Source organism: Parapedobacter pyrenivorans, from assembly GCF_014636865.1.
Lineage (GTDB): Bacteria > Bacteroidota > Bacteroidia > Sphingobacteriales > Sphingobacteriaceae > Parapedobacter > Parapedobacter pyrenivorans.
In genome coordinates this window covers 2,386,420-2,410,729 of sequence record NZ_BMER01000001.1, presented here as the reverse complement: position 1 = coordinate 2,410,729, position 24,310 = coordinate 2,386,420, and the positions used below count along the sequence as shown (strand labels likewise).

General features: G+C 48.7%; 18 protein-coding genes. 2 read left to right on the top strand and 16 right to left on the bottom strand.

Annotation, left to right across the window (positions count from 1 at the left end; translation table 11 throughout):
* Positions 1-6: 6 nt before the first annotated feature.
* The 11 genes from IEV98_RS09530 to IEV98_RS09480 all read right to left on the bottom strand — a co-directional run bounded on the left by IEV98_RS09530 (position 7) and on the right by IEV98_RS09480 (position 14,255).
* The gene (locus IEV98_RS09530) at positions 7-1,032 is read right to left on the bottom strand and encodes a zinc-binding dehydrogenase (RefSeq protein WP_188505613.1); all 1,026 of its coding nucleotides are present in this window, start codon (positions 1,030-1,032) and stop codon (positions 7-9) included.
* Entirely contained in the window at positions 1,011-1,742 is a 732-nt protein-coding gene (locus IEV98_RS09525) for an orotidine 5'-phosphate decarboxylase / HUMPS family protein (RefSeq protein WP_188505612.1), read from the bottom strand. The genes IEV98_RS09530 and IEV98_RS09525 overlap by 22 nt, the downstream gene beginning before the upstream one ends.
* Before the next feature lie 11 nt (positions 1,743-1,753).
* Entirely contained in the window at positions 1,754-2,401 is a 648-nt protein-coding gene (locus IEV98_RS09520; RefSeq protein ID WP_188505611.1) for a 3-keto-disaccharide hydrolase, read from the bottom strand.
* 9 nt (positions 2,402-2,410) lie between these two features.
* Positions 2,411-3,859, bottom strand: a complete 1,449-nt coding sequence (locus tag IEV98_RS09515; RefSeq protein ID WP_188505610.1) for a Gfo/Idh/MocA family protein — start codon at positions 3,857-3,859, stop codon at positions 2,411-2,413.
* Positions 3,860-3,877: 18 nt separating this feature from the next.
* A complete protein-coding gene (locus tag IEV98_RS09510) occupies positions 3,878-4,507 on the bottom strand; it encodes a gluconate 2-dehydrogenase subunit 3 family protein (protein ID WP_188505609.1) in 630 nt (209 codons plus the stop codon).
* Between the two features lie 10 nt (positions 4,508-4,517).
* The gene (locus IEV98_RS09505) at positions 4,518-6,257 is read right to left on the bottom strand and encodes a GMC family oxidoreductase (RefSeq protein ID WP_188505608.1); all 1,740 of its coding nucleotides are present in this window, start codon (positions 6,255-6,257) and stop codon (positions 4,518-4,520) included.
* A 109-nt stretch (positions 6,258-6,366) separates the two neighbouring features.
* A complete protein-coding gene (locus tag IEV98_RS09500) occupies positions 6,367-7,500 on the bottom strand; it encodes an acyltransferase family protein (protein WP_229738645.1) in 1,134 nt (377 codons plus the stop codon).
* Positions 7,501-7,509: 9 nt separating this feature from the next.
* Positions 7,510-8,445, bottom strand: coding sequence for a glycosylase (locus tag IEV98_RS09495; protein ID WP_188505607.1), 936 nt, complete (start codon positions 8,443-8,445; stop codon positions 7,510-7,512).
* Positions 8,446-8,458: 13 nt separating this feature from the next.
* On the bottom strand, positions 8,459-9,508 hold the full coding sequence (locus IEV98_RS09490) for a dihydrodipicolinate synthase family protein (RefSeq protein ID WP_188505606.1): 1,050 nt from the start codon (positions 9,506-9,508) through the stop codon (positions 8,459-8,461).
* The gene (locus IEV98_RS09485; protein ID WP_188505605.1) at positions 9,508-11,079 is read right to left on the bottom strand and encodes a SusD/RagB family nutrient-binding outer membrane lipoprotein; all 1,572 of its coding nucleotides are present in this window, start codon (positions 11,077-11,079) and stop codon (positions 9,508-9,510) included. Before IEV98_RS09485 ends, IEV98_RS09490 begins: the two co-directional genes overlap by 1 nt.
* 11 nt (positions 11,080-11,090) lie before the next feature.
* Positions 11,091-14,255, bottom strand: coding sequence for a SusC/RagA family TonB-linked outer membrane protein (locus tag IEV98_RS09480; protein ID WP_188505604.1), 3,165 nt, complete (start codon positions 14,253-14,255; stop codon positions 11,091-11,093).
* A 286-nt stretch (positions 14,256-14,541) separates the two neighbouring features.
* Here IEV98_RS09480 and IEV98_RS24585 point away from each other — a divergent pair, with 286 nt between their 5' ends.
* Complete coding sequence (locus IEV98_RS24585; protein WP_262892476.1) at positions 14,542-14,676, top strand: hypothetical protein; 135 nt, start codon at positions 14,542-14,544, stop codon at positions 14,674-14,676.
* A gap of 215 nt (positions 14,677-14,891) precedes the next feature.
* On the opposite strand, the gene pafA is transcribed toward IEV98_RS24585, so the two are convergent.
* Together pafA and IEV98_RS09465 are read right to left on the bottom strand one after the other, a co-directional pair.
* Positions 14,892-16,535 carry an alkaline phosphatase PafA gene (gene pafA / locus IEV98_RS09470; protein WP_188505602.1) on the bottom strand — a complete coding sequence of 548 codons (1,644 nt, stop codon included), beginning with the start codon at positions 16,533-16,535 and terminating at the stop codon, positions 14,892-14,894.
* A gap of 15 nt (positions 16,536-16,550) precedes the next feature.
* Entirely contained in the window at positions 16,551-17,849 is a 1,299-nt protein-coding gene (locus IEV98_RS09465) for a purple acid phosphatase family protein (protein ID WP_188505601.1), read from the bottom strand.
* A gap of 522 nt (positions 17,850-18,371) precedes the next feature.
* Here IEV98_RS09465 and IEV98_RS09460 point away from each other — a divergent pair.
* Positions 18,372-19,247 carry a hypothetical protein gene (locus tag IEV98_RS09460; RefSeq protein ID WP_188505600.1) on the top strand — a complete coding sequence of 292 codons (876 nt, stop codon included), beginning with the start codon at positions 18,372-18,374 and terminating at the stop codon, positions 19,245-19,247.
* 10 nt (positions 19,248-19,257) lie between these two features.
* On the opposite strand, the gene IEV98_RS09455 is transcribed toward IEV98_RS09460, so the two are convergent.
* From IEV98_RS09455 to IEV98_RS09445, 3 genes are all read right to left on the bottom strand, one after another.
* Entirely contained in the window at positions 19,258-20,808 is a 1,551-nt protein-coding gene (locus IEV98_RS09455; RefSeq protein WP_188505599.1) for a sodium:solute symporter family protein, read from the bottom strand.
* Between the two features lie 77 nt (positions 20,809-20,885).
* Positions 20,886-22,553, bottom strand: coding sequence for a ribulokinase (locus IEV98_RS09450; RefSeq protein WP_188505598.1), 1,668 nt, complete (start codon positions 22,551-22,553; stop codon positions 20,886-20,888).
* Complete coding sequence (locus IEV98_RS09445) at positions 22,546-24,177, bottom strand: fucose isomerase (protein ID WP_188505597.1); 1,632 nt, start codon at positions 24,175-24,177, stop codon at positions 22,546-22,548. The genes IEV98_RS09450 and IEV98_RS09445 overlap by 8 nt, the downstream gene beginning before the upstream one ends.
* Positions 24,178-24,310 lie beyond the last annotated feature (133 nt).

Genomic DNA, 24,310 nt, shown 5'->3' with positions numbered 1-24,310 from the left:
TGGTCATTATTTCGGTATCAACACACTTTTGATGACTTCACCATCCTTCATTTTACGGAAAGCCACTTCCCAGTCTTCCAAGGGCCACATACCCCCGATAATATTGCCAATATCCAAGCGGCCTGTAGCCAAAAGCCTAATCACTTTCTCCCATACGGGCCAGTTGTGACTGAAACTACCCTGGATTCGTACATTCTTCTGCACGATGGGATCAAGTGAAAACCCGATAGGTTGTGGTCCCCAACCTACTTTAACGACCTGTCCGTTGGGTCGCACCCAATCGATCGCATTTTGGAGCGTATGGCTGATCCCTGCGGAATCAATCACGCAGTCGACCCCCATTCCGTCCAATTCCCTCGCCCACACCCCTGCGTCGCCGGTGAGCGGTTGTATACCGTAGGCCGCTGCGACGTCTAGCCGTACCCGGTCACTTTCCAATCCTACAATAGCCACTTCAGCACCCCTTAGCTGGGCCATCAGGGCACAGAGCATCCCGATGGTACCGGGCCCGATGACCAGCACCCGATCTCCAGGCCGGATATCGGCATTGTTCACCACCGCATTGTAGGCCACGCTGCACGGTTCGGTCAGGCAGGCCCGCTCAAACTCAAGGGTATCCGGTATGCGGTGCAGGCAACGGGCAGGTACTGCAACGTATTTGGTCATCGCTCCGTTAACGCCGTAACCGAATCCTTTCCGCGACGGATCAAGGTTATACAATCCCACTTTCGACAGCGGATTGTCCGGATCGATTATGGCGGCCGTTTCACTGACCACCCGGTCACCGACGTTCCAGTTTTTTACCTCCGGACCGGTTTCATGGATCACCCCCGCAAATTCATGGCCCAGGATAACCGGATAATTCACCGGCCAACTGTGGCTGGAAGTCCATTGGTGCAGGTCGCTGCCGCAGACGCCCACACTCTTAACTTCCAAGATAACCTCATCGCTTTTAGGTAAAGGTTTGGGGACTTTCCGGAGTTCCACCGAACCCTTTTGGCGGTCAAAATTTACGACTGATAAAAACTCCATGGTTGTTTATATTTCTTACTAATTTGCTGCGAATGAATATGCTCACAGATGGTCCGTAATACACTGGGGAGGTCGTTGCTGCTCGATGTTTTGAAGGAATCGGCATCAATGGTGAGTGGCGCTCCAAGCACCACCAGTGGTGCGCCGTAGGATGGGCACGAGATGGCCTGGTCAATGGACAGCCCACCCACAGCTTGAACGGGCACATTGACCGCTTCCACCACTTCGGCAAGCTGGTCCAGCGGACTGGGACAAGGCAAGCCCTGGGCAACCAATCCGCGCCGTTCGTCGTAACCGATGTGGTGGATGACGTAATCACATCCCAGATCCTCCAAAAACCTGGCGCCGTCTATCATGGAGTCGCAGGCCAGGTTATCCCCCATCACCTTCACACCGAAATCACGCCCCGCCTGCACCACGCATTTGATGGTTTCAGCATGGGCCCTTCCCATCACCACCACGTGCGTCGCACCTGCCTTGGCCATCATCTCCGCTTCCAGGTAGCCGCCGTCCATGGTTTTCAGGTCGACCACCAACGGCGTATCCGGGAATTCGCTTCTCAATCGGCGTACCCCATGCAGGCCCTCTGCCAATACCAGCGGTGTACCCACTTCCAACCAGTCGACTCCAGCCTGCAGGGCGGTATGGGCGGTCTTTACCGCCTCTTCAATATCTGTAAGATCCAATGAGATCTGAACAATCGGTTTCATTTGCTACGTGCTTAATCTAAAATCCTTACTTGAATATCTTTATACATCACTTTTGAATTCGGATCGTGTGCCTGGATGGCGAAGGTTCCGGAATCCACATAGCGGCCGAAATGATCCTCCTGCCTTACCAATCGGCCTTTGTCGGCCATCTGGGTATAATCCACCACCGTCGTACCGTCCACTTTGATAACCACATGGTTATCCATCACGTGGATATACAGTTCAAACCACTCACCATCAACAGCATATTTATCGGCAACATCAACCACATTGTAAAGGCTACCCGTACGGATAGCATCTCGATGGGAGTTGTTGACCTGTACTTCATATCCGTAATTAGGGAATCCCGTTTCCTGGAACCGGGTATGAAAGTACAAACCGGAGTTGGCGTTCTCGAATGTATATACTTTAGCCTTGAATTCAAAATTCTTGAATACATGACCGCTTACATTGCCCACATAAAACAAATGGGACCGTGGTCCTTCCTGCACGATGCAGCCATCTTCCACACGGAAGGACGATTCATTTTCGCTGGCCTTCCATCCGTTCAATGTCTTTCCGTCAAACAGCGATACCCAACGGCCCGTTTGTGCTGCCGCACCGGTAAACCACAGGGTCAGGCAGCAGGCGATCGCATAACTTAGTATACTCGATTTCATCTGTTTATTTTATAATGGTCCCCAACCCTTTCTGTATTCGCGCTTCACAAACTGATTTGCATCTTCATAATTGGTAATCCGCATGTTCGCGCTATCCCATTTCATCAACTTATTGCTTCCAGGATAAATAAAACCCTTACCGTTGGGCCGCGGCTGGGGAATGTCAGCCACCCGGATCGCCAAGTTGGCCATCAATACGGTTTCCGTCAATGGACCTGCCAATTCGAAAGGCGCACTCAGCTTGGCGTTGCCATAGCCTGCAATAGCACCTTCTACCCACTGCGCGTAGTGCCCATCGGCACCGTCTTTCACCCGCTCATACCGCTTCGGAACGGTTACTTCCTTCGTCTTCGAGACTGGGATCAGCCTCGGATTGGCAGCGTATTCACTGGCCATCATTTTTCCTTTCGTACCGATAAACAGGATGCCGCTGTTGCCGTCGCCCATGATTTCGTCTGCTTCCAATTCATCCGGCCTCATTGGCTTGATCCCGCCATCCATCCAATGCAACTTTATCTCTCCTTGCGTTTTACTGGTTTTGGGAAAGGTCAATATGGCATAGCCCGACGGCGGGCAGCTGTCCTCAAAATAGCCTCGCTCTCCGAATGCGGTATAAACGCTACCAACGGTCGCCTGCACGTCAGTGGGATACTTCAGATCCAGCACAGAAAAAGGCGCTTCCAGTAGATGGCAGCCCAGATCGCCGAGTGCACCAGTACCGTAATCCCACCATCCCCGCCAGCTGCCCGGTATGAGTCCGTCAACATATGATTTGTAGGGAGCTGTCCCTAACCAAAGATCCCAGTCCAGTTCTTTGGGAACAGCGGGCGATTGCGCAGGCCAAGGAATGCCCTGGGGCCATACGGGACGATTCGTCCACGTATAGACTGTATGCACATCGCCGATTATGCCAGCGTCAAACCACTCCCGGAGCTGCCTGACTCCATCCCCCGAGGCTCCTTGATTACCCATTTGGGTAACCACCTTGTACTTCCCTGCCGCTTCCGTCAATTTCCGGGCCTCATAGATGTCGTGGGTCATGGGTTTCTGTACATATACGTGCTTCCCGAGCTGCATGGCGCCCATAGCAATAACAGCGTGGTTATGGTCAGGAGTGGACACCGACACTGCATCAAAATGCTTGGATTCCTTGTCCATTAATTCCCTCCAATCGTGGTAATACTTCGCTTTGGGGAATCGTTCCCGGGATTCTTTCGCCATTCGGTCATCCACATCGCACAGATAGGCAATTTCCGCTTTGCCGCTGTCGTAAAAGTTCTTCAGATCGCTTCTTCCCTTGCCCCCTACTCCAATGCCGGCGACTACCAGCTTATCACTGGGCGCAATAAATCCCCTACCACCCAATACATGGCGGGGCACGATGGTCACACCTGCAACTGCGAGGCTGGCGGTACTGATGAAGTCCCTTCTGGACTGTTTTTTACTGTCTTGCTTCATATTTTTGGATTCTTTGGTTTACGTAATTAAATGCGTCAGTTGAAATTGCCGAAGGATCTCCGTCGGAACCCCCTCCCAAACATTCGGCCGGTTACCCACATATCCCAGATAGTCGATGCCGGCTTTCGAAGTAAAGTATCCGGAGGCCGTTAGCTCCCTGAGCAGTGTAAAAAATGAAATACCCAGCTGCAATTCGCTGCGTTCCTGTTCAGGATAGGCAATTCGGTCCAAGATATGTGTTTTTTGGCCTATCGTTATCCCTACGAAAATAGCCTGGAACTGCTGTTTCGCGTAGTCATCGATCCATTTCAGCCCTTCCCGCATCGGTTGCTGCAATTCCGGTTGATCTTTTACGATAAACTCGATAAAATCCGGAACCTCCACCTCGGATGCACTCAGGGAGTGCTCATCCGCGGGCAAGATCAGATCGACCAGTTCGACAAGCGTCTCTTTTTCATGCTGATCAAAAAACGTATAGGAATTCAACTCCTCAAACCGCTCCCGTTCCCAAAGTTCTCTGCCATCTTTCAGATCTAGGTTAATCCTAGAAACCACACGGTTCGCCTTTTCACTGCTGCATCGATGAAAAAGCAGCCCACTTGCCATTACGGATACGCCGATAGCTTTGAGGGCATCTCTTCGTTTCATTTTGTACATCTTACAGATTATGCTTTTTCCGTTGTTCCAAAATATATTCTGACGTCCGCATAGACAACGCCAATATCGTCCACGTCGGGTTTTTATCGCCCTGTTGTACAAACGGCGCACCGTCAACTACAAAGAGATTCCTGCAGTCATGCGCCTGGCACCATTTATTCAGGGCCGACGTTTTTGGATCATCTCCCATCCTCACTGTACCCACCTCATGGATGATTTCGCCCGGTTTCTTAAGCCCGTAATTCCGCTCGATACCCACATATTCGGAAGTAATTACAGCCCCCATATCGGTAAAAAGATCGTGGAAGGTATCTTGCATGTGCTTCCCCTGCTTGATCTCAGCATCATGCCACTTATAATGGAATTTCAACACCGGAATACCGTATCTATCGACGGTATTAGGGTCAATTTCGCAGTAATTGTCTTTTCTGGCCATTGCCAGCCCCCGGCCGGCCAAGACGACCTTTGTCCCGAAGTAACTGCGGTATTCTTCTTTTAGTGACCGACCGTAACCCCCGCTTTTCTTTACAGTACCATCGACTTTAGCCAACGCACCGTTGAAGCGGGGTAAATCGCTGAGGTAACCATAGGAGGGCATGTTCATTCCACCACCGTATTCGATGTGATATCCTCTTGGGAAGTCCAGCTTCGAATTATCAAGCCACCACGGCGAATAAATATGCAATGCGCCGACGCCATCTTCGTTATACCGCTTGCGGTCTTTCAGTTGCGGAAGATATGCCGACACGCTAACGCCCGTAGAATCATGAAGGTATTTGCCGACCACCCCGCTGCTGTTGGCCAGTCCCTGCGGATGCTGTCTAGACTTTGAATTCAACAGGATACGGGCCGACTCACAGGCGCTGGCAGCAAGAATCACCTGCTCGCCATAAACCTGGTACTCCTGCATGTCTTCCTTATTGATATAGGAAACCCCCTTGGCGAGCCCACCCCCATCGACCAGCACTTCGCGCACCAACGAGTTTGGAAGCACTTCCAGGTTACCGGTCCTAATGGCAGGGATGACCAAAGCAGAAGATGAAGAAAAATCTGCGTAAGCCTTACAGGATCTACCGCACTGGCCGCAATTGAAGCATATCCCCCGCTGACTATTATTCTTAAGCGGTTGGGTAAGCACGGAGCATCTCCCGGCAATAACCGGAATACCTTTCTTCTTCGCCTCTTCAGTAAGCATCAATTCGTGTAGTCTCGGTTTGGGCGGTTTTAGAAAAATACCATCGGGATCATTTTCCAATCCTTCATTCGTGCCATACACACCCAGCAATACATCTACCTTGTCATAGTAAGGCTTTACTTCGTCATACGTTATGGGCCAGTCGTCGGTCGCCCCGTCAAAGCTCCCCCCTTTAAAATCCTTCGGACCAAAACGCAGCGAAATACGGCCCCAGTGATTGGTGCGCCCTCCCAACATCCGTGATCTGAACCACCTGAATTCACTGTCTTCGGTATTGGTATAAGGCTCCCCTTCGATTTCCCATCCTCCGAAAGCACCGTCAAAATCGCCAAAGGCTCGGTTTGTCGATGCACCTCTGCGAGGCGACTCCCAGGGCCACCGCAGTTGCAGCGAATCTTTAGCCGGATCGAAAAAAGGGCCGGATTCCAGCATCAATACCTTTAAGCCCGCATGTGCCAGTACATAGCCGGACATACCTCCGCCTGCACCAGACCCAACAATGATGACATCGTATTTTTCCTTAGCTCCATTGATGTTAAATGCCATTCCTATTTTATGGTTTATTAATCAGTTAGCTTCTGACAGCTCGAAGTTCTATATTTTAAGAAGTGGAACTTTACTCCATTTTATCCTGTTGTTGTAGGATATTTGCAAGTCATACTTTGAGGTACACCCTGTTTCTATCAAAAAAATACAATACAGCGAAGATTAGACTGACACTACATAGTTTAACAAATGGTTGATAGCCATTTCCCAGAAACTGTTCAAGGCCAAAAAATAGCGAATGGATAAGGGAACTAAAATCAACAATTGAAAACAGGATATAAGCCAGGATTGAATTCATCCCATAGATTTTGAGCCAGGCGAAGTATTTTCCTTTACCGCAATAGTCGACGACATAGTAAAATAAAGCCATCAAGATAAAACAAATACCACTGCTGTACAATGTCATGGAGCTCGTCCATATTTTCTTAATAATGGGCATCTGCATTCCCCACAACAATCCAACTGCAATTTGTAAAATCCCAAAACTCAACAGCCATACGGCTTTGTTAACTTTTGTGATTTTACTGCTTCCTAGAATATGGCCCGCAAAAACTCCGGTCATCACGGTGACTCCAAAATTAAGGCTACTTAATAGCCAAGTATACCGGTAATTCCCAAAATCCAATCCTCCTTCGGTAACGTTGACCCCATCTCTGAACCGTCCTAAAATGATCCTGTCTATATATTCCGCAAAATTTCTATCGGGTGTAAAATCTCCTTTTCCATAGCCATCAACTCCCACGAATGTCAGGATTCCCCAATAACCGAGCAGCAACACCGCGGTAACAATAAGTTGTCCGCGGATATCCAAATGGATCAGTAAGATCGCCGAAATGAGATACCCCATCGCAATCGCTTGCAACGTATTCGAATAAAAAAAGATTCGACTGAAATCCAATGCCAATAAGTTCCCCTGGCAGATCATTCCGAAAATCCACAGGAGCAAGACACGTTTGAAGATTCGTTTATAAAGGCTCTTCCTGCTATCGTCCTTAAGGTATTTACGAAACGCGAACGGCATAGAAACCCCTGCCATAAACATAAATAACGGCATAATCAGATCCCAGAAAACGAACCCTTCCCAATGCACATGCCTGAACTGCACCATCAGTGTATTCAGCGTGTCATTATCTAATTCCCTTGCCAACGAAGCTAGTACAGGTTGAAAAAAGACCAAACAGAACAAGTCAAATCCTCGAAGGATATCCAATGATTCCAAACGGTTGCTCACTCGATTCATCATACATTAAGTTTATTTAGGAAGATAAAGATGCATATTTTTGTGCATCGTATACAACTTGGGCCGCCGCCCATCCCACACCGTAACCGGGCTGGACTCGTTGTTTTCGACCAGTGGGTTATTTGGATATTTTTTCCACTTTATTAGATCTTCGGACATGGCTACATTGGAATTCCAATGGACGGGGCTTCCTCCCTTATTCCAATCCGGATTTGACGTGGCGTGGTAATACAGGTAATACTTTCCGTCAAATTCAATGATTTGATTCGCGGCAACTGCTCCTTTGTCGTAATCCTCCGGTCCCGGTATCAATACCGGTTCGTCTTGGATGTTACGCCAGTGCAGTTTATCGACCGAAGTAGCTACCCAAATAGCAGCATCTACCCGTTCATAAAACAAGTGCCATGTACCATCCTTGATAAACACCGTGGGTGTTCCATAAGGAGCAGGTATGGTGTCTCCCGCTACTGATTGGATTGTTAAATCTCCTCGCGATTCCCATTGAATTCCATCTGTTGAGGTAAGTAAATGGGCAACATCGTCCTTTCCTTCAGCAAATAGGTAATATAGGCCCTGATCCTTCAGCACAAACACATCCTCTGTCCATCTTTCACTATATATGGGGTTTTCTGAATAGCGCTCCCAGCGTATTCCATCATCGGAGGTGGCATACCCCAGGAATTTAAGCGCAGAACGATCAGGATTATAACCCGTATACCATATTTTGTATAGTCCATCATCGTATAGGATAAATCCGCGTTCCCGGATATGCTTATCCCACGTGGAAGAATCCGTCCCGGAAAACAATGAACGATCTGAATAAGGAGCAAACGCCACCATCTCCTTTGGAAACCGTTGTTCTACATCGCCAGCTTGCTGATTTCCACAATTGGCAAAAACACACAACACCATCATCAGACCAAACCAATTCAAATTAACGTTCGACATGTCTCGATTACTTTTATATCAATCTTGCAGGGGATATCCCCAGATCGTTGCACCACACTTCGAATTCACCATACAACCCATCCAAAGCTGCTACTTCGGTTTTAGTCAGTTCCTCCCGTGGCACCCTACTATTTAGCTGGATAGGCAGCCCGCGTTTTCGAAGAAAGTACTTTGCGCTCAACGGGTACTTTAAGGATACGATTTTCTCCGCACGTATCAATTCCTGTTGCATGTATTCGAGCTGCGCAGACTGGTCAGGCTTATTGGCATGCTCACATATCCAGGAAAATATCTCGGGAAAAAAATTGCCTGCTATCGGGGACAAGCCGCTTCCGCCCCTTTGAATAAACGATACTGCCGTTCCCGAATGTGCATTAAATACGTTGTATGAGCCGCCCCTGCTTATCTCAATTTTTTGAGTAAGCTGCTCGATATCTTCCGATGTATCTTTGTGGTAAGTGAACCGCCGGGTTTCATTAAGCGTCCGGAACGCCCACGTGGAAAGAAGCCGCTTGTACGGAGTTGGACATTCGTAAGTACCCAATGGAATGCCCGGTGTCCGATCCACCAGGGCGAGCACGTGGTCAAGAAAAATCCGGGCATCTTGTTCTTTCTCCGCAAAGTGGCTGGTAATCAACACGACGGCATCTACCCCGGTTTCGGCCATTTGCTTTGTACATTCGATTCTATCTTCCAATTTTTCACCGAAAGAACCTGTAGCAACCACCGGAATATCATTTCCCGCACGTTTCGCGGTTATCGCGGCGATATTCAATTGTTCATTCCGGTTCAATTGATACATCTCACTGCTCAGGCAATTTGCAAAGAATCCTCCTGCACCTGATTGCTTGTAAAATTCGATTAACTTTTCCAAGCAATACGTATCTACGGAGAGGTCCTTATGGAAGGGTGTAAGCATCACCGGAATCAGCACGGGTTCAACGGTACGGGGTATCGGCAACAAATCGGTATTCACGCCGATCAGCCCCGTCATGCCCAAAGTGAATGAACCTTTTATGAAAGCCCGTCTCGAACAGGTATCGTTAATAAGTTTACCTTCCATCAGTCTTCCTTATCCCACCAAAGCCGTGTGATGTAATTGTCTGCGCCCTGTCTGGCAACTGCCTCCTTATAATGATCGGTGTTCAGTACCGCTTCATTTTCCGGATACCTCAGCCTTCTTGGAAATAATCCACCTGTTTCATTGTCGGGATAATTCACCGGAATTAATTTTGGATAACCCGACCTTCTTACATTCGCAAACGCTTCGTATCCATTCAGAAATGTTGCTGCCCAGTATTGGGTATTGATCTGCTCCAACGCAGCTTGTAGGTCCTGCGTTCCTACAAACGGATTTTGTGCTAGATACGCATTGATTTCGGTGTCAGAAATAAATGCCGACGGATCATATATGCTGAGGTTTTTCATGGCAGATCGTACACCAGTCTCATAATATTGCGCTGGATTTCCGGTTATCCAACCTCTGGCGGACGCCTCTGCCAGCAATAATGCGACTTCCCCATGCGTGATAAACATCCGTGGACCATCCAGCTTTCCATATACATCCCTATTAATGCCAGAATATTGATGCTCCTGCCCGGGCGCATTCGGGTCGTAGCTTGGATCAGCCATCAGCGTGTTCCGATCCAATCCATTTGGAAGCCCCTTCTGAATAGCGGGATCTGTATTCTTTGTTCTTACGTCTGTTGGATTTGTGTAGACCGCTACCGTGTGTTTCAGTCTCGGGTCGTCATGGCTTTTCAGAAAATCGAAGAAGGTTTTGCTGATTTTTCCCGCTTCGCGGGAAGATACGCTCAATATCCAGCTATCGGCGTTGCTGAGTGCTTCGATGGTGCCATCGGGGTCTGTACCCTTGATAAACAAGTTGTCGTCGTTTGATTCAAACACACCGCCATCAAAAGCCTTCTGTACCCAGGTCTTGGCGTTTTCCGGTTCCACTTTCGACAGCCGCATCCCTAACCGCAGCATCATTGCGTAACTGAGCTTTTTCCATTTTTGGATATCGCCGTTATACACGATATCTGCTGAGGGATACAGCGGCATGTCTGGATTCAGTTTAGCCGCGGCATCATCCAGTTCAACCAGCATGTCTTCATATATTGCTTTTTGAGAGTCGTATTTGGGTTTATAAATATGCTGGTAAAGAGCGAGCCCCGCTTCCGAGTAGGGAACATCCCCATACATGTCCGTGAGGCGATGGAAAACAACTGCCCTCCATATTCTGCTCATTTGCAAAAGGTTATTATATTCAGCTACCTCCTGCGTATGCTGTATGATATCCTGTAGTAACTTGACGATTTCATACGACGCAAACCACAGGGCCTCATTATTGCCTTTGTGAAACACATATTTATCCCCATGGAAATTAAATATCCCCACATTACTCAACGAGGCAAAATGCTGAACAAAGCCTTCACCATAATAGAGACTGCCGGTCACTTCGCCTTCATACTTCGCCGTCTGAAGTTGTGCCGATGCTAATAGGTAAGCGGGATCAAACCGGTCGCTCGTTACTGCATTCGGATCCTGATTCAACTTTTCAAATCCTTTATCACAGGCTGCCAATAAAGTGATAAAAAATAAGGTCGCGATACCTGCTTTATATGTTCTCATGATCACTTAATTTAAAACTTAACAGCTAAATTGAAACCAAAACTGCGGGTTGGGGGCAGTGCGGAATTTGCATAACCCTGTGCGTTTCCTGCACTGAAATTCGTTTCGGGGTCCATACCCGGCGTATGCTTCAGGAGGATGAGTGCGTTGTTACCGACAAACGAAAGGCTTGCCCCCTTGAGGTATCCGATTTTATCACAGAGGCGTTGGGGCAGGTTGTAGGTCAACGCAAAATTGCGTAGCTTGATGAAACTTGCATCGTACAAGTAATCATCCAACGCATCTCTTCGCCTGACAACAATCGCCCGGTTGTTTACCCGATCGGCAGATACATGCACCGTATTCACCTGACCATCCTCGGTAACGCCATCCAACGTAGCGCCATCGGCCCTTCCCAAAAGCGATCCCCAAGACATTCCCCGGTGATCGAGATCGTAATTCAGTCCGGAATATATTTTAGCATCAAACTTTGAATCGATCAGGAAAGAAAGCGCAAACGATTTATAACTGAACGTATTGGTAAGCCCCACGGTATATTTATGGATACCCGAACCAAAAGGCACGACATCCACGGGTACAATAGGCAGCCCCGTCGCATCAATGATATCTTTACCATCTTCGTCCTTCAGTACCGATCTCCCCACAATCTGCGAATATTCCATTCCTTCAATATGCTTAATCCAGCCCCGGGTTACCGATTCCAGCACCAACTCCTTTGAAGCATTGGATATTTTCAACACCTTGCTTTTATTATACGCAAAATTTGCTGCGACATCCCATCTGAGATTTCCTTTGTTCAGCGGTTTGCCCGTAAGTAAAAGCTCCCAACCTTTATTTTCTATTTCGCCGACATTCACCGACATCCCCTGATATCCACTTGTCGAAGAGATCGTCTCGATGGCAATATCGTTTGTTGTCCGTTTGTGGTACCATGCCACATCCAAGCCCAGTCGGCTATTGAACATTTTCACGTCCAATCCCACTTCAAACTCCGCCACACTCAGCGGCCGCAGGTTTTCATTGGGCACATTCTCCTGATTGATTTTTCCCAGTGATTTGCCGTCGTAGGAGTATGACTGCAGTCCATAGGTCAGGTTCAGTAGGTACGGATCGGTGTCTCCGCCCACGGAGGCATAAGCCACCCTTAATTTACCAAAATTTAGTTGAGAAGGCATTCTCAGCGCCTCGGAGAATACAAAGCTGACGCCTGCCGATGGATAAAAATAGTTGTTCGATTTCGGATTCAAGGTTGAAAACCAGTCGTTTCTCCCGGTAAGATTCAGGTAAAGAAAATCTCTGTACCCGAATTCGGTGGTAGCAAACAGCGAATTGATCTTCTTTCGATAGAGGCCCGTGATTGTCTGACGATCGGACGTATTATTGATCACGTGCAACTGCGGGACAACGAAGCCAAATGCATCCACATCCGTGGTACTTCTTTTCTGCGACATGAGGTTCCCACCGGCGTTCACGGTCAGCGAATAATCACTCCATTTCTTATCGATCCCGATAATTCCTTCGAAGTTGCGTTCCCAAAACGAGATATTTCGTTGCTGTATTTCCCCGTTTTTAAGAAAACCCGTTCCATCGGGAATAAGATTTGTATTGGTCACGCCATAGTAATCCTGCCCAACCCGACCCTGCACATACAGCCAATCCCATATTTCCCAGCGTATGTTGGCGGTCGTTAAGTACCGATCCTTATCGGAGTTATTCTTCATCCGGTTCAACACAAAATAGGGATTTGTTGCATTCAGGTCGGTTCCCAGCGCTTTTTCCTGAAAGTGTTCATCAAACCCCGGTGATAGCGCTTCGGTAGGCATATTGCTATTTACCCAAAGGATGGTACTCGTCATACTCGCACGTCCACCCGACGTAATCAGGCGGTTGTTCGCTTTTTCTTTAACATAGTCGATATTGGCACCGATGGAGACCTTTTTCGTCAGATTTTGTTGCAACCCCAAACTGAGGTTGTTCCGTTGAAGTCCTGAATTATCGACAATTGCATTGTTCCTTAAATTCGTGTACGAGAGCCGAAAAGAACCGTTTTCATGTCCCTTACTGAAAGAAACATTATTGTTTGTGGTGCTCCCCACCTGATAGAAGTCTTCAAGCACCCTGTCTTTCACAAAGGAATAGGGTCTTTCCACGCCATCCAGTTGTATGGTCATTTTCCCATCGTATTTTTCACCCCAGTGATTTTGGCCGTGGTTGGCCGCATCTTGCATGCTTGCCGGACGGAAACCGCCGTAACCCTGACCATACTCATCCTGGATTTCCCATAAAAAAAAGGGCACTTCAAAGGTCGTATTGGAGTTCACACTGATTCCGATCCCTTGTTGGTCTTTCCCGGACTTGGTCACAATGATGATCGCCCCGTTCTTTGCCCGGGAGCCATATAACGCGGCGGCGGTTGCTCCTTTCAGTACCGATATCTCTTCGATATCGTCCGCATTAATACTCGACATATTGTCACCCCAATCCGGAGACACGGTATTCGTACTACCAAACTGCGAATTATCCATGGGCATGCCATTGATAATATACAACGGCTGATTATCGCCGGAAATGGAGGTATTCCCCCGGATCGTTACCCGACTTGAGCCCCCAGGGCCATTCCCGGTGCTCACTACGTTAACACCGGCCACCCGACCACTTAATGAGTTGGCAAAGTTTACATTTCTGTTCTTTTCAAACTCATCTCCCGCTACCTTAGTCACTGCATAGGCCAATGACTTTGCTTCTTTCTTAATGCCTAGAGCCGTAACTACAACCTCATCCAGGTTCTGGTTCGCTTCCGTCAACACGATCGCCAGGAAGTCCTGCCCTGTGTATAGTACCTCGTGCACCTCGTATCCCACGTAAGATATGATCAATGTGGCAGGTCGTGCGGAAACGTTCAGTTCGAATTCTCCGTTGCTATTACTGCTCGTGGAGGCATTACTGTCTTTTACTTTGATCGAAACACCTTCCAACGGTTCGGATTTAGCGTTGTGTACGCTACCTCTCACCCGATATTCCTGTACCGGAACCTCTCCGTACGTTGGGCGCTCATGAACACTTCGCTTAGTAGCATTGGCGGTCAAGAAAATCAACAGGAAAATACAGGCAAACGAAAGTCTGGCACCCGGCAGGACTCCGCTTCGCGCATGGGTCGCTTTTTTAAAAGTCATCATAGTTAAGATGTTGTAAATCGGTACACAAAAATCCCGCTAATAACCCGGTGGTTTTTATACGATGTTGCCGGATTCTTTTCAGAAGTTATCTTCTAATTCCGATGTCACAAATCAAGGGGATTTTTGGTCTATACTTTTACGAAAATCCGGTTCCGATATAGAAAATAGAGTAGTAGCCAAACCAGCGCTAAAGACCCTAATGCGTTAAAACAGGATGCCATTTCTCATTAAAATTCATATATATCCCTTCAAACAACAACTTGGAGGTATAATTGAAATCGATGAGATGATAGGCCATATATACGACGATCGAGTTGGTGCCAATGACCTCAAAGAAGAAGCACCACCTCCGGTAACGAAGTATATCAATAATCCCATAAAACGAAGCCAGTATCAGAAAAGCCATGCCGCCCGTCAATAAAATAAAGGAGCTGGACCACATATGTTTGTTAATGGGAAAGTTCAAACCCCATATGAGGCCCAGCATTACAAGGATGCCCCCGAAGGTGCATAGGTAGATGATTTTAAATTTTTCGAGTATGGTGGTATTCCGAAGGACATCTCCGGCAATTGTTCCTAAAAGCTTCGTATCGATTTTCTTCGTTCATAACTGATGCCTATACGATTGACGCCCTTCTATTCTTGTTTATTTTGGTCCGTCAGCTCATAAATTACGCTGCCGACATTCCCGCTGGGCATCTGGATATGGAGCAACGCAGCGAGCGTAGAAGCAATGTCTGTATTGTAAACAAGCCGGTTCGTCTTGCCGGGCTGTACCCCCCACCCCATCCAAATCAACGGAATATGTGCGTCGTACGCATTCCAATGGCTATGGGATGCGCCGGATATCGAACCCCATTTCCAGCCGGACCGCACGCTGTATACGATATCTCCACCCCGCTTGGTATGATAGCCATTGATCATCATGGTTTTTATCGGCTCCGCCAAGGTGGCGCTGCCGAGTTTGCTCGTTACAAACGCTTCGGTAATGCCCGGACTTTCCATCAATAACACGGCAATGCGGTCGGCGATTTCCTCCTTGGAAACCGTTAACTTGGAAATCGCTTTGTCGTTTAGGTAAAGCTGCTGATTCGCATTCGCAAGTATCGCCGAATCGAGCCCGTATTCCGATCGGATTACGGTTTGAATGGAATCGAGCAGGTATTTCTCATTGAGAAAACCAAAGGGGAGTTTATTCGCGGCCAGGTATCCCGGCGATTGCGATGCACCGTGATCGGCGGTTATAAAAAACAGGTAGTTGCCCTTTCCGAATGTTAGGTCCAGGTGGGTAAAAAAGTCTTCCAGATCCCGATCCAGACGAAGGTAATTATCTTCTATTTCAATCGAATTGGGACCGAATCGGTGACCGATGGCATCGGGAGACGATAGACTAACGGTCAACAAATCGGTGTCCTCTCCTCCGCCGAGTTGATACGCATCAATGGTTTCCTTGGCAAATGCAAGCAGTAGACTGTTTCCGAACGGCGTATTACTGATACCTACATCAAAACCCGTTACCGTGTCAACCAGGTTATGCGGAAATACCGGGCGCTTTTCGTTCGCAAACCTGGATTCATACGGCATGTCATCCGGTGTACTTTGCGTGTATGAATCAATCGGGTATAACGTATGCCAACCCTGACTCAGGTATTCTTTCGGAAGCCCCCGGCTGTTAAAGGACTGTACCCACCCGGGTAACTCATTCATGTAATAGGTACTGGTAACAAAACAATTATTGGTCTTGTCAAACCAGAATGCCGCATCAGCGGTATGGCCTGCCGGCAGGATCGCTGCCCGGTCTTTGATGGAGATACCGACAACTTTACTTCGGAAATTGGTGGCGATCTTCAGTTCATCGCCGACCGTGGTCGTCAATAGATTACGAGGAGAGGCCTTGCCATATTTTGATTCCGAGCCTACGGAGGACACGTTTTCATCGCCAACGCAATTGACGGAATAGCCTTTTTCAAAATCTGGCCAATCGTTACCGACGATGCCATGGACGGCTGGCGTAGCACCGGTAAATATGGATGCATGCCCACATCCAGTTATGGTAGGCGCGTAGCTGATCAGGGTTTGATCGCAACTGAAACCATCGCCCAACAGTCGTTTAAACCCACCGTCACGATAGCGGTCGTGGAAGCGATACAGGTAGTCCCATCGCATTTGATCCACCACCAAACACACGACGATCTTGGGCCTTGGCACCGCGGCTTTCGCAACGGCACCTATCACGCCCATCAACACGACACAAACTAAAATACTTACGATTCTTTTCATTGTGATAGGTATTATTTACTGGCGTTCCGGCACTTGATCAGGTACCCGGTCAACTAACTTGTTTATTGTTCCTTCCTGCTTGATCAAATCGAATGCATCGTAGAGCTCGCCTGTTGCCAGATACGCCTTAAACGAAAGTTTTTGAGGCGATACATCGACAATTTGAAACAATTGGGTATAGATCGCCGACCGGTCCATCCAAGATTTTTTCTCTACATGGCTGCCGGTCATCTTCGGGCCGCTTACCGAGACCACATACATCGTCCCGGAGGTTTTCCCCCTACCATCCATCGGAATTTTGCTCATGCCCCGTGCATAAGTATGATCGTGTCCCTGCAACACCAGGTCAACCCCGTATCGATCAAAAAGCGGTTTAAAAGTCTCCCGCATCCGCTGATTATCCCGCGTTCCTTTGGGTGAATAAATCGGATGATGAAAGGTAATAACTGTCCAGGTATTGGGGTTATCCGCTAGTACACGTTCCAACCAGACACGCTGAGCTTCCAGATACTGATCGGATTCTTCGGCCTGGTCCGAATTAAGAGAAATGAACCTTACCCCTTGCACATCGACAAAATAACAAGTTTCTTCCAATCCTTTCGGACCGTTTAGCGGCAGGTTAAACTGGGGTCGCCAAAAGACCGATGCTGCCCTGTCACCGTTCGGCAGGTTAAAGTGATCGTGATTGCCGGGCGAAGGAAGTCCAGGAATCATGCTGTGAATGAAACCGCCTGCCGCAAACCAGTCGGCCCATTCCTCATCCCGGTTGGCCCGGTTGATAATATCGCCTGCATATAACTGCAATCGGGCGTTTGGCGCTTTAGCAAAGGCCTCCCGTATAACCCGCGACCATAGTGAGCGGATATTGACCTGTACGTCTCCGAAATAGATAAATTGGAAGGAGTCAGTTGGTTGATCGCTGGCCGTAACAAAATGAAACCATTCACTCCAATGGTTCCCCTGGCCTACACGGTAGGCATATTTCGTGTTGGGGATCAAGTTATCGAAGACCAGTGAATGGTAGTTGGCCGAAACGGTATCTCCTAAACTTACCCCCTCGGTTTCGGCCTTCTTCCGGATCGCTTTCTCGACGAACCGGGGGTCTGCATCGGCGATCGCAATCTCCGCAAAGCTTTCCTTTACATCGCACGCCGTTTGCCAGTTAATTGCGACCGAAGTAGCTAAATCCTCCGTTACATTTAAAATGATACGCCGCGGTATCGAATCCGTTAACCCTTGATCTAACGTCTGTGAAAAACTGCCGGTAGCTGCAAAAAAAAGACAGCTGATTATCGTAAAACAATATTTGATCATTTTTTAATCGTTGATTCACTCAAAGGTATCCCATTAGACCATCCCACTTTTATATCAAATTGGCGGGGTATTATAGGATGTTAGCGCTTTTTCAACCGCACCAAGCGGAATGTACTGAGCTGCGTGTCTAAGGTTCGGTAATAAAAGAATGTTTGTCAATGAAATTTGCTTTTCTCAAATCGGTTGCCTATATTTGGTTAACCAACTAGAGACGTAACTAAAAAATCATCAGTGAGCATTCGTACCAACCTATACCCTATCCGTACCTTCGTACTATCCTATTCGGAGTGCGTCCGAGGTGAGTCCGACATGAGTCCGAGGTGAGTCCGACTTTTTACCGTAAATACACGGTCTCACCGTGGATGCACTACGGCTTCTCCTTTGGTTCATGGCAAAGAAGGTATTTCCCACGTGTACTGTTGGTACGAAATCGATGCGGAGCTAGATGAAAAACAGGATAGTCGGTTTCAAGGAAAAGCTAAATTAAGAATTTTAACGCAGAAAACAAAAACAATCTACCTTATGGCTACCCAAGACAAAAACGGAAAAATCCGGGGCAAAATCAATAACATTGTTTATCGCGAACTGGGCGATAAACAGGTCATGCAAATCGCACCGGCCCGTGTAAAGCAAACCTATGCCACTAAGCTGAATTCCATGGAGTTTGGGCTGGTGAGCACACAAGCCAAAGTACTCCGCGATGTTTTCAGCGGCCTGTACGAGGAAGCAGACGGCAAGATGGCAGCTAGGCTGACCGCAGCTGTGTCAACCTGCATCCGTACATCGGAAAAAGATATCGGCGAACGGAATCTTCACGACGCCGATCTCGCCCCATTGAAAGGATTTGAATTCAACACGGATGCCCCATTCGAAAAGCTGGTTGCGGTACAGCCGAGTTTCCGTGTACTCCCCAATGGCCAGTTCGAATTCAGCCTACCCCGCTTTAACGTAATGGAAGACATCCGCTATCCGTCAGGTATTGTAAGGTATCATCCCAGCTTCTTGATTGCTATCACCGCTTTTCATTTCCGTGAAGAATATAGCAGGATCATAGACAAAAAGGTGTTCGATTTTAAAAACATTGACCAGCAAGTCAATATCGACTGGTCAAGCAGCAGACGACTGCCCAAAGGTGCCATCGTTATTGTTACATTTTCTTTGCGTTACCTATCCACGAACTGGGCGGGACGACGGGTACAGGTGACGGACAAAGCGTTTTATCCCACCATCATACTGGAAGCATTCCATGTGACCGACGAGATGGTTGCCCTTGGAAAAGAAGCAGGTTTTTCTATACCCACCAGCTACATATCCGAATTTGGCAACAACACCAATCAAATTCTGAAAGACATCGCGCGATTCAAGGAAAAAATGACAAAGGAGAAGAACAAGTCCTAATTGACCAGGTTCAAACGCGACGCATTTTTGCCAAGCCAGATCCCACCAACGAAATCACCAACGTGCCCACTACGATGATCATGTTGGCATGCAAGGGGTACCGGAGGTAGTCGTACTGCTCCGGTATCAAATACGAAAAAGTCATCCAAAGAATCGCGAGGACACCAGCAATAACGGCAATAATGGCATCGCTGTTCCCTGCTTTTTTGCTAATAAGTCCCAACAGAAATAGACCAAGCATGCCGCCCGCAAATATGCCCGACAACTCCCACCACACATCCAATATACTCTGTACACCAATCATCCCCACGCCGGCGACCATGCCTAGCATGCCAAATACGCCCGTCGCGATAAACAGCATCCGCAGCGATTGCTTATTGGTGCTATCTGGACGGATGTACCGTTTGTATATATCTTCGGTGAATACGGTGGCCGAGGCGTTCATGCCAGAGCTGATGGTGCTCATCGCCGCAGCCATAATAGCTGATATCACTAACCCCAACAGGCCTACCGGCAGCTTATTGACCATAAAATGCGGCATCACCTTGTCGCCATAGTCTTCGGCCTGTAAGGCGCCGGCAAGGGAATTGATTTCGGCTTGTGCGGCACCAGCAGGCAATCGTTCTGCCGCGGCCTGCAGCCGGATGGTTTCGGTCAACGCGGGATTTTGTTCGTAGTAAGCATAAAGCGCTGACCCAATGACAAAAAACAACAGGGAGATCGGAATGTAGATCTTTACACACAACCACACCGACTTTGCCGCTTCCTTGGCGGACGTAGCAGTATGATAACGCTGCACGTAATTTTGATCCATGCCGAAATTATTGAGGTTGATAAAAAAGCCGTATAGCAAAATTACCCAAAATGAGGCCCCTACAAAGTCCATATCGAAACTGCCAAGGCTGAATTTCCCGTCGGCTAGCCCGATGTTAACCATGCTTGAAATACCGCCATCGATGTGGGTAACGACCAAATACAGAACCAATAAGCCTCCAAACGTGAGCAAGACGCCTTGCACCACCTCCGTCCAGATCACAGCCTCCATACCCCCCATAACAGTGTAGATGACAATACAGATACCGGTAACGACCATAATCGTAGTCATATCAAATCCTGTTAGCGCCTGCAGGCTCAGTGCGATACCGAAAAATATGGATCCCATCCGGGCTAGTTGGGTGAGCAGAAAACACACTACGGCATACGTACGGGCCCAGGAGCCAAACCGGTGCTCCAAGTGCGTATAGGCAGAAACGCCACCTATCGTACGATAAAAAGGCACAAAATACTTCACAGCGGCCCATGCCGCAAGGGGCATCGAGAGACTAAATACAAGTGCATTCCAATTGGAACCGAAGGCTTTTCCTGGAACGCCAAGAAAGGTATTACTGCTCAGGAATGTGGCATACAACGAAAGGCCCACCGCCCAGCCCGGTATCAGACCGGACGCTGTAGTGAACTGTTCGGAACTTTTATTTTTCCGTGAAAACCATACGCCAACCACCAACATGGCCAACAAGTAGATCACGATTACGGCAATATCTATAACGGGGAGATTCTTCATCAAGGTCTTTTTGGTTACTGATCTATGGGAACAAAGATAGCGGCTTACACCGATAACCTGCTCTACTATTTTTGCCGCTAGTTGTAGGATATTTGCTTCTCTTGGATATGTGCTAGCTGTTCGTAACGGCGATAAAGTTGGCGATATACCGTCGAACGGCCAGGTCGGGGGTGATATTCCTGTTCAAACCCCGACGACATCGCTTCTTGTGCTGCCGTTATATCGGGATGTATTCCTGCCACCACCGCGGCATACATGGCTGTTCCCAATGCACAGGCTTGCTCGGTTCTTACCGTCTTGATGGGTCGCTCCAGTACATCGGCCAACACTTGCATCGCATAAGGTGATTTTTTACTGATACCGCCGGTGGCAATGATTTCCTGCACAGGGATTCCTTCCGCTTCAAAGCGGTCTACGATTGCTTTCGAGCCAAAGGCCGTGGATTCGACCAAGGACTTGAATAACCGTGGAGCATCAGTACCCAGCCGGATACCCGTCAGCCAACCACTGAGTGTCGGATTTACATCAGGTGTACGTCTACCATTTACCCAATCCAGTGTCACTTCGTCTGCTGCCCTCACTGGCAACACCTTGGCATGTTCGCTCAGCGCAGCGAGAATACGGTTGCTTAACGTTTGTTGTTCCTGCTGATTAAAGGTATCGGCTAATAATGTCGTGATTGGATAGGCCAATAACCGGGCAAACCAGTGATAGAGATCGCCAAAAGCCGACTGCCCTGCCTCCATACCCAACATCCCAGGAATAATGGATCCATCCACCTGGCCACAAATCCCTTTCACCAAGTGATTACGGTGCCGGTCGGCCGGTGCAATCAACATATCACAAGTAGAGGTACCAATGACTTTCACCAAGGCATAGGGTTTAATTACGCCCCCCACAGCACCCATGTGAGCATCCAGTGCACCCATACCGACTTTTACATGTTGCGGCAAACCTGTTCGTGAGGCCCATTCGGACGAAATCGTACCGACGGCTATGTTTGACGTATAGGTTTGGTGAAAAAGGCGATCACGGATGCCTTCCAGCCTTGGATCGAGTTTGGTAAGGAACTCTTGCGAAGGAAGACCACCAAACTCGGCGTGCCACATGGCCTTATGCCCCGCCGCACACCGGCTCCGCTTCATGGTTAGCACATTGTCATAGCCACAGAGCAGATTGGGTATCCAATCACAGTGTTCCATCCAGGAATAGGCACATCTGGCAACCGCTGGATCGATTCGCGAGATATGCAGCATCTTGGCCCAAAACCATTCCGAGGAATAACTACCTCCGGAATACATCGTATAATCGGTTTCCCATTGATGTGCGAGGTAATTGATTTCCTCCGCTTCAACGATGGCCGTGTGGTCCTTCCATAATACGAACATCGCATTCGGATTTTCTGCAAATTCGGGATGCAGCGCGAGGGGTATTCCCTGCCGGTCTACCGCAACGGGCGTGGATCCGGTCGTATCTACGGACAAGCCGCGAATACGGTTTATCGCATCATCTGGAATGCCGGAAAGTACTTCGCGGATAACCGCTTCCATCGCCTCGATGTGGTCCAATGGATGCTGACGGAACTGAGACCGCTGGTTATCACAATAAAGCCCGTTGCTCCAACGGGGATATATCCTAACCGCGTGGTTTCGTTCATCACCTGTGGCGGCGTCTACTAACAATGCCCGCACGGAATCGGTACCGAAGTCCAGTCCGATTACTAAATTTTCGCCTGCCTTACCCATTCTCCTGCACGATGACGTTGCCACAGAAATATACGTTGATACCCAGTTCGTCCAATGCGGCAGCCTTGATGCGGCAGGCCTTGTGCGCCGCCTCGTCGTCGGTCGCGTATACGACATGTATATGGTTGGCCTGATGGCGGGCCATCAGTTGATCGCGGTCAACGCCATGGAGTACGGCGTGCATGATGGGCCATTCAGGCGACGTTGACTGCCACCGCCGTTGCGTTTCCGCTTCTGGCAAGCTTACAGCGCTTCCCACACCGAGATCAGCTTGAAGTCGGCCGTCTTTTACATAGATACGGCTCCAGACAATCGAGCCAGGTTTACTCACCCCACGCAGCGTACCCCCTCCCAGTCGGAAATACATGGGTGACTGTCGCCAGCTGCTTGCCGATGCATACCCACCTTCAAAATGTGCGGCGGGTACCGCTCCGGATATCAGGAATACCCACACAAAGTCATCGATATCACCACCCGTATAGTGTTCGCCCCAGCGAATATCGTGCAGGGTATTCTCACCAGCCATGCCCAGTTCCTTCCACAGCCGATGAGTCACCAGCGCATCGATACCTGCACACTCATCCACCTCATTGAAATGAGGGATCGCCTCCCCGGCAAAAAGCTCCTCCCCGCTGTCAGCGAGGACGGGCGGCCGTTCTTGGTTGTTTAGCAGCCCTTCCACGAGATCACTGGCCACCGTCAGGTCTTTCAGCCCTTGTTGGTATTGGATACCGATGGTATCGCAGCCAAAATCGGCCGCGATGCGCACGGCGGCGATGTACATCTTACATTGCTCCACGGTTTGCCTCCGGGTCAATTCGGTTTCATCATCTTCACCCCATTCAAACGTCATCCCCCTATCAACCAACCATTGCAGCACAGCCTCCGCTTCGGCATCGCCTACCGTACGCATCCGTGCATAGAGCGCCGACTGGCTCAGCCGCTCCTTAAAGATGCCGATGGCATGGAGCAGATCATCGGGCACAATGGCGTTGTACATGCCCATACAGCCTTCGTCAAAAACACCCATGATCGCCTTTGCGCTACGGAGCCGTTGCGCGAAAGACCGGCCTGTGTCTTCCTCATTGGCAGGTATCTTCACCAGATCGAAAGGCGTTACATGCCGGAGGTCATGCCTGACTAACCCATTTCTCAACCATTCGGCAAGACCATTATTGAAAAAGTCGTCGGTAAAATCCAAGCTCCACAAGGTACTGTATGTAACGCCGGCCTTTGTAAGTGAACCGTTCAAATTGAGCATACCTACCAAACCCGGCCATTGGCCACTCCAATTGGCTACGGTAAGGATAGGCCCTCGGTGAGTGGTCAGTCCTGCCAGCACGTGATGGGTATACTGCCAGACGCTTTCGGCAACAATCAAGGGCGCATCGGCTGGTATATGTTTAAATACTTCAATACCCATACGTTGGGAATCAATAAATCCGTGCTGCTTTGCCGGATCGTAAGCATGTGCCCGTCTCAGGTGCCATCCCTGTCGTCCGATAGCAGCAGCCAATTGCCCTTCCAGCACTTCCTGTGCTTTCCAACACAGTTGGTTGGCTGCCAACCGCAAATCGCCGCTTGCCACCAGCCATATTTCTTTTTTTTGATCGATTGTATCCATGGCTTATTGATTTATAAAAGTTCGTTGCCGAACGCACATATCCGTACGGTACAAAGTTGTGCGGAAAGGAAGGGACATTATTTGAATTTATTGCCTTCTTATTGTACAATCTTATCATTCCCTTGGATATCGG

Coding starts and splice junctions, on each gene's coding strand:
- IEV98_RS09455 (WP_188505599.1), bottom strand. CDS start 20,808: ATGAAGAATCTCCCCGTTATAGATATTGCCGTAATCGTGATCTACTTG.
- IEV98_RS09480 (WP_188505604.1), bottom strand. CDS start 14,255: ATGATGACTTTTAAAAAAGCGACCCATGCGCGAAGCGGAGTCCTGCCG.
- IEV98_RS09505 (WP_188505608.1), bottom strand. CDS start 6,257: ATGGCATTTAACATCAATGGAGCTAAGGAAAAATACGATGTCATCATT.
- IEV98_RS09465 (WP_188505601.1), bottom strand. CDS start 17,849: ATGATCAAATATTGTTTTACGATAATCAGCTGTCTTTTTTTTGCAGCT.
- IEV98_RS09495 (WP_188505607.1), bottom strand. CDS start 8,445: ATGTCGAACGTTAATTTGAATTGGTTTGGTCTGATGATGGTGTTGTGT.
- IEV98_RS24585 (WP_262892476.1), top strand. CDS start 14,542: ATGATAGGCCATATATACGACGATCGAGTTGGTGCCAATGACCTCAAA.
- IEV98_RS09515 (WP_188505610.1), bottom strand. CDS start 3,859: ATGAAGCAAGACAGTAAAAAACAGTCCAGAAGGGACTTCATCAGTACC.
- pafA (WP_188505602.1), bottom strand. CDS start 16,535: ATGAAAAGAATCGTAAGTATTTTAGTTTGTGTCGTGTTGATGGGCGTG.
- IEV98_RS09510 (WP_188505609.1), bottom strand. CDS start 4,507: ATGAAACGAAGAGATGCCCTCAAAGCTATCGGCGTATCCGTAATGGCA.
- IEV98_RS09485 (WP_188505605.1), bottom strand. CDS start 11,079: ATGAGAACATATAAAGCAGGTATCGCGACCTTATTTTTTATCACTTTA.
- IEV98_RS09460 (WP_188505600.1), top strand. CDS start 18,372: ATGGCTACCCAAGACAAAAACGGAAAAATCCGGGGCAAAATCAATAAC.
- IEV98_RS09530 (WP_188505613.1), bottom strand. CDS start 1,032: ATGGAGTTTTTATCAGTCGTAAATTTTGACCGCCAAAAGGGTTCGGTG.
- IEV98_RS09520 (WP_188505611.1), bottom strand. CDS start 2,401: ATGAAATCGAGTATACTAAGTTATGCGATCGCCTGCTGCCTGACCCTG.
- IEV98_RS09445 (WP_188505597.1), bottom strand. CDS start 24,177: ATGGATACAATCGATCAAAAAAAAGAAATATGGCTGGTGGCAAGCGGC.
- IEV98_RS09500 (WP_229738645.1), bottom strand. CDS start 7,500: ATGATGAATCGAGTGAGCAACCGTTTGGAATCATTGGATATCCTTCGA.
- IEV98_RS09490 (WP_188505606.1), bottom strand. CDS start 9,508: ATGGAAGGTAAACTTATTAACGATACCTGTTCGAGACGGGCTTTCATA.
- IEV98_RS09450 (WP_188505598.1), bottom strand. CDS start 22,553: ATGGGTAAGGCAGGCGAAAATTTAGTAATCGGACTGGACTTCGGTACC.
- IEV98_RS09525 (WP_188505612.1), bottom strand. CDS start 1,742: ATGAAACCGATTGTTCAGATCTCATTGGATCTTACAGATATTGAAGAG.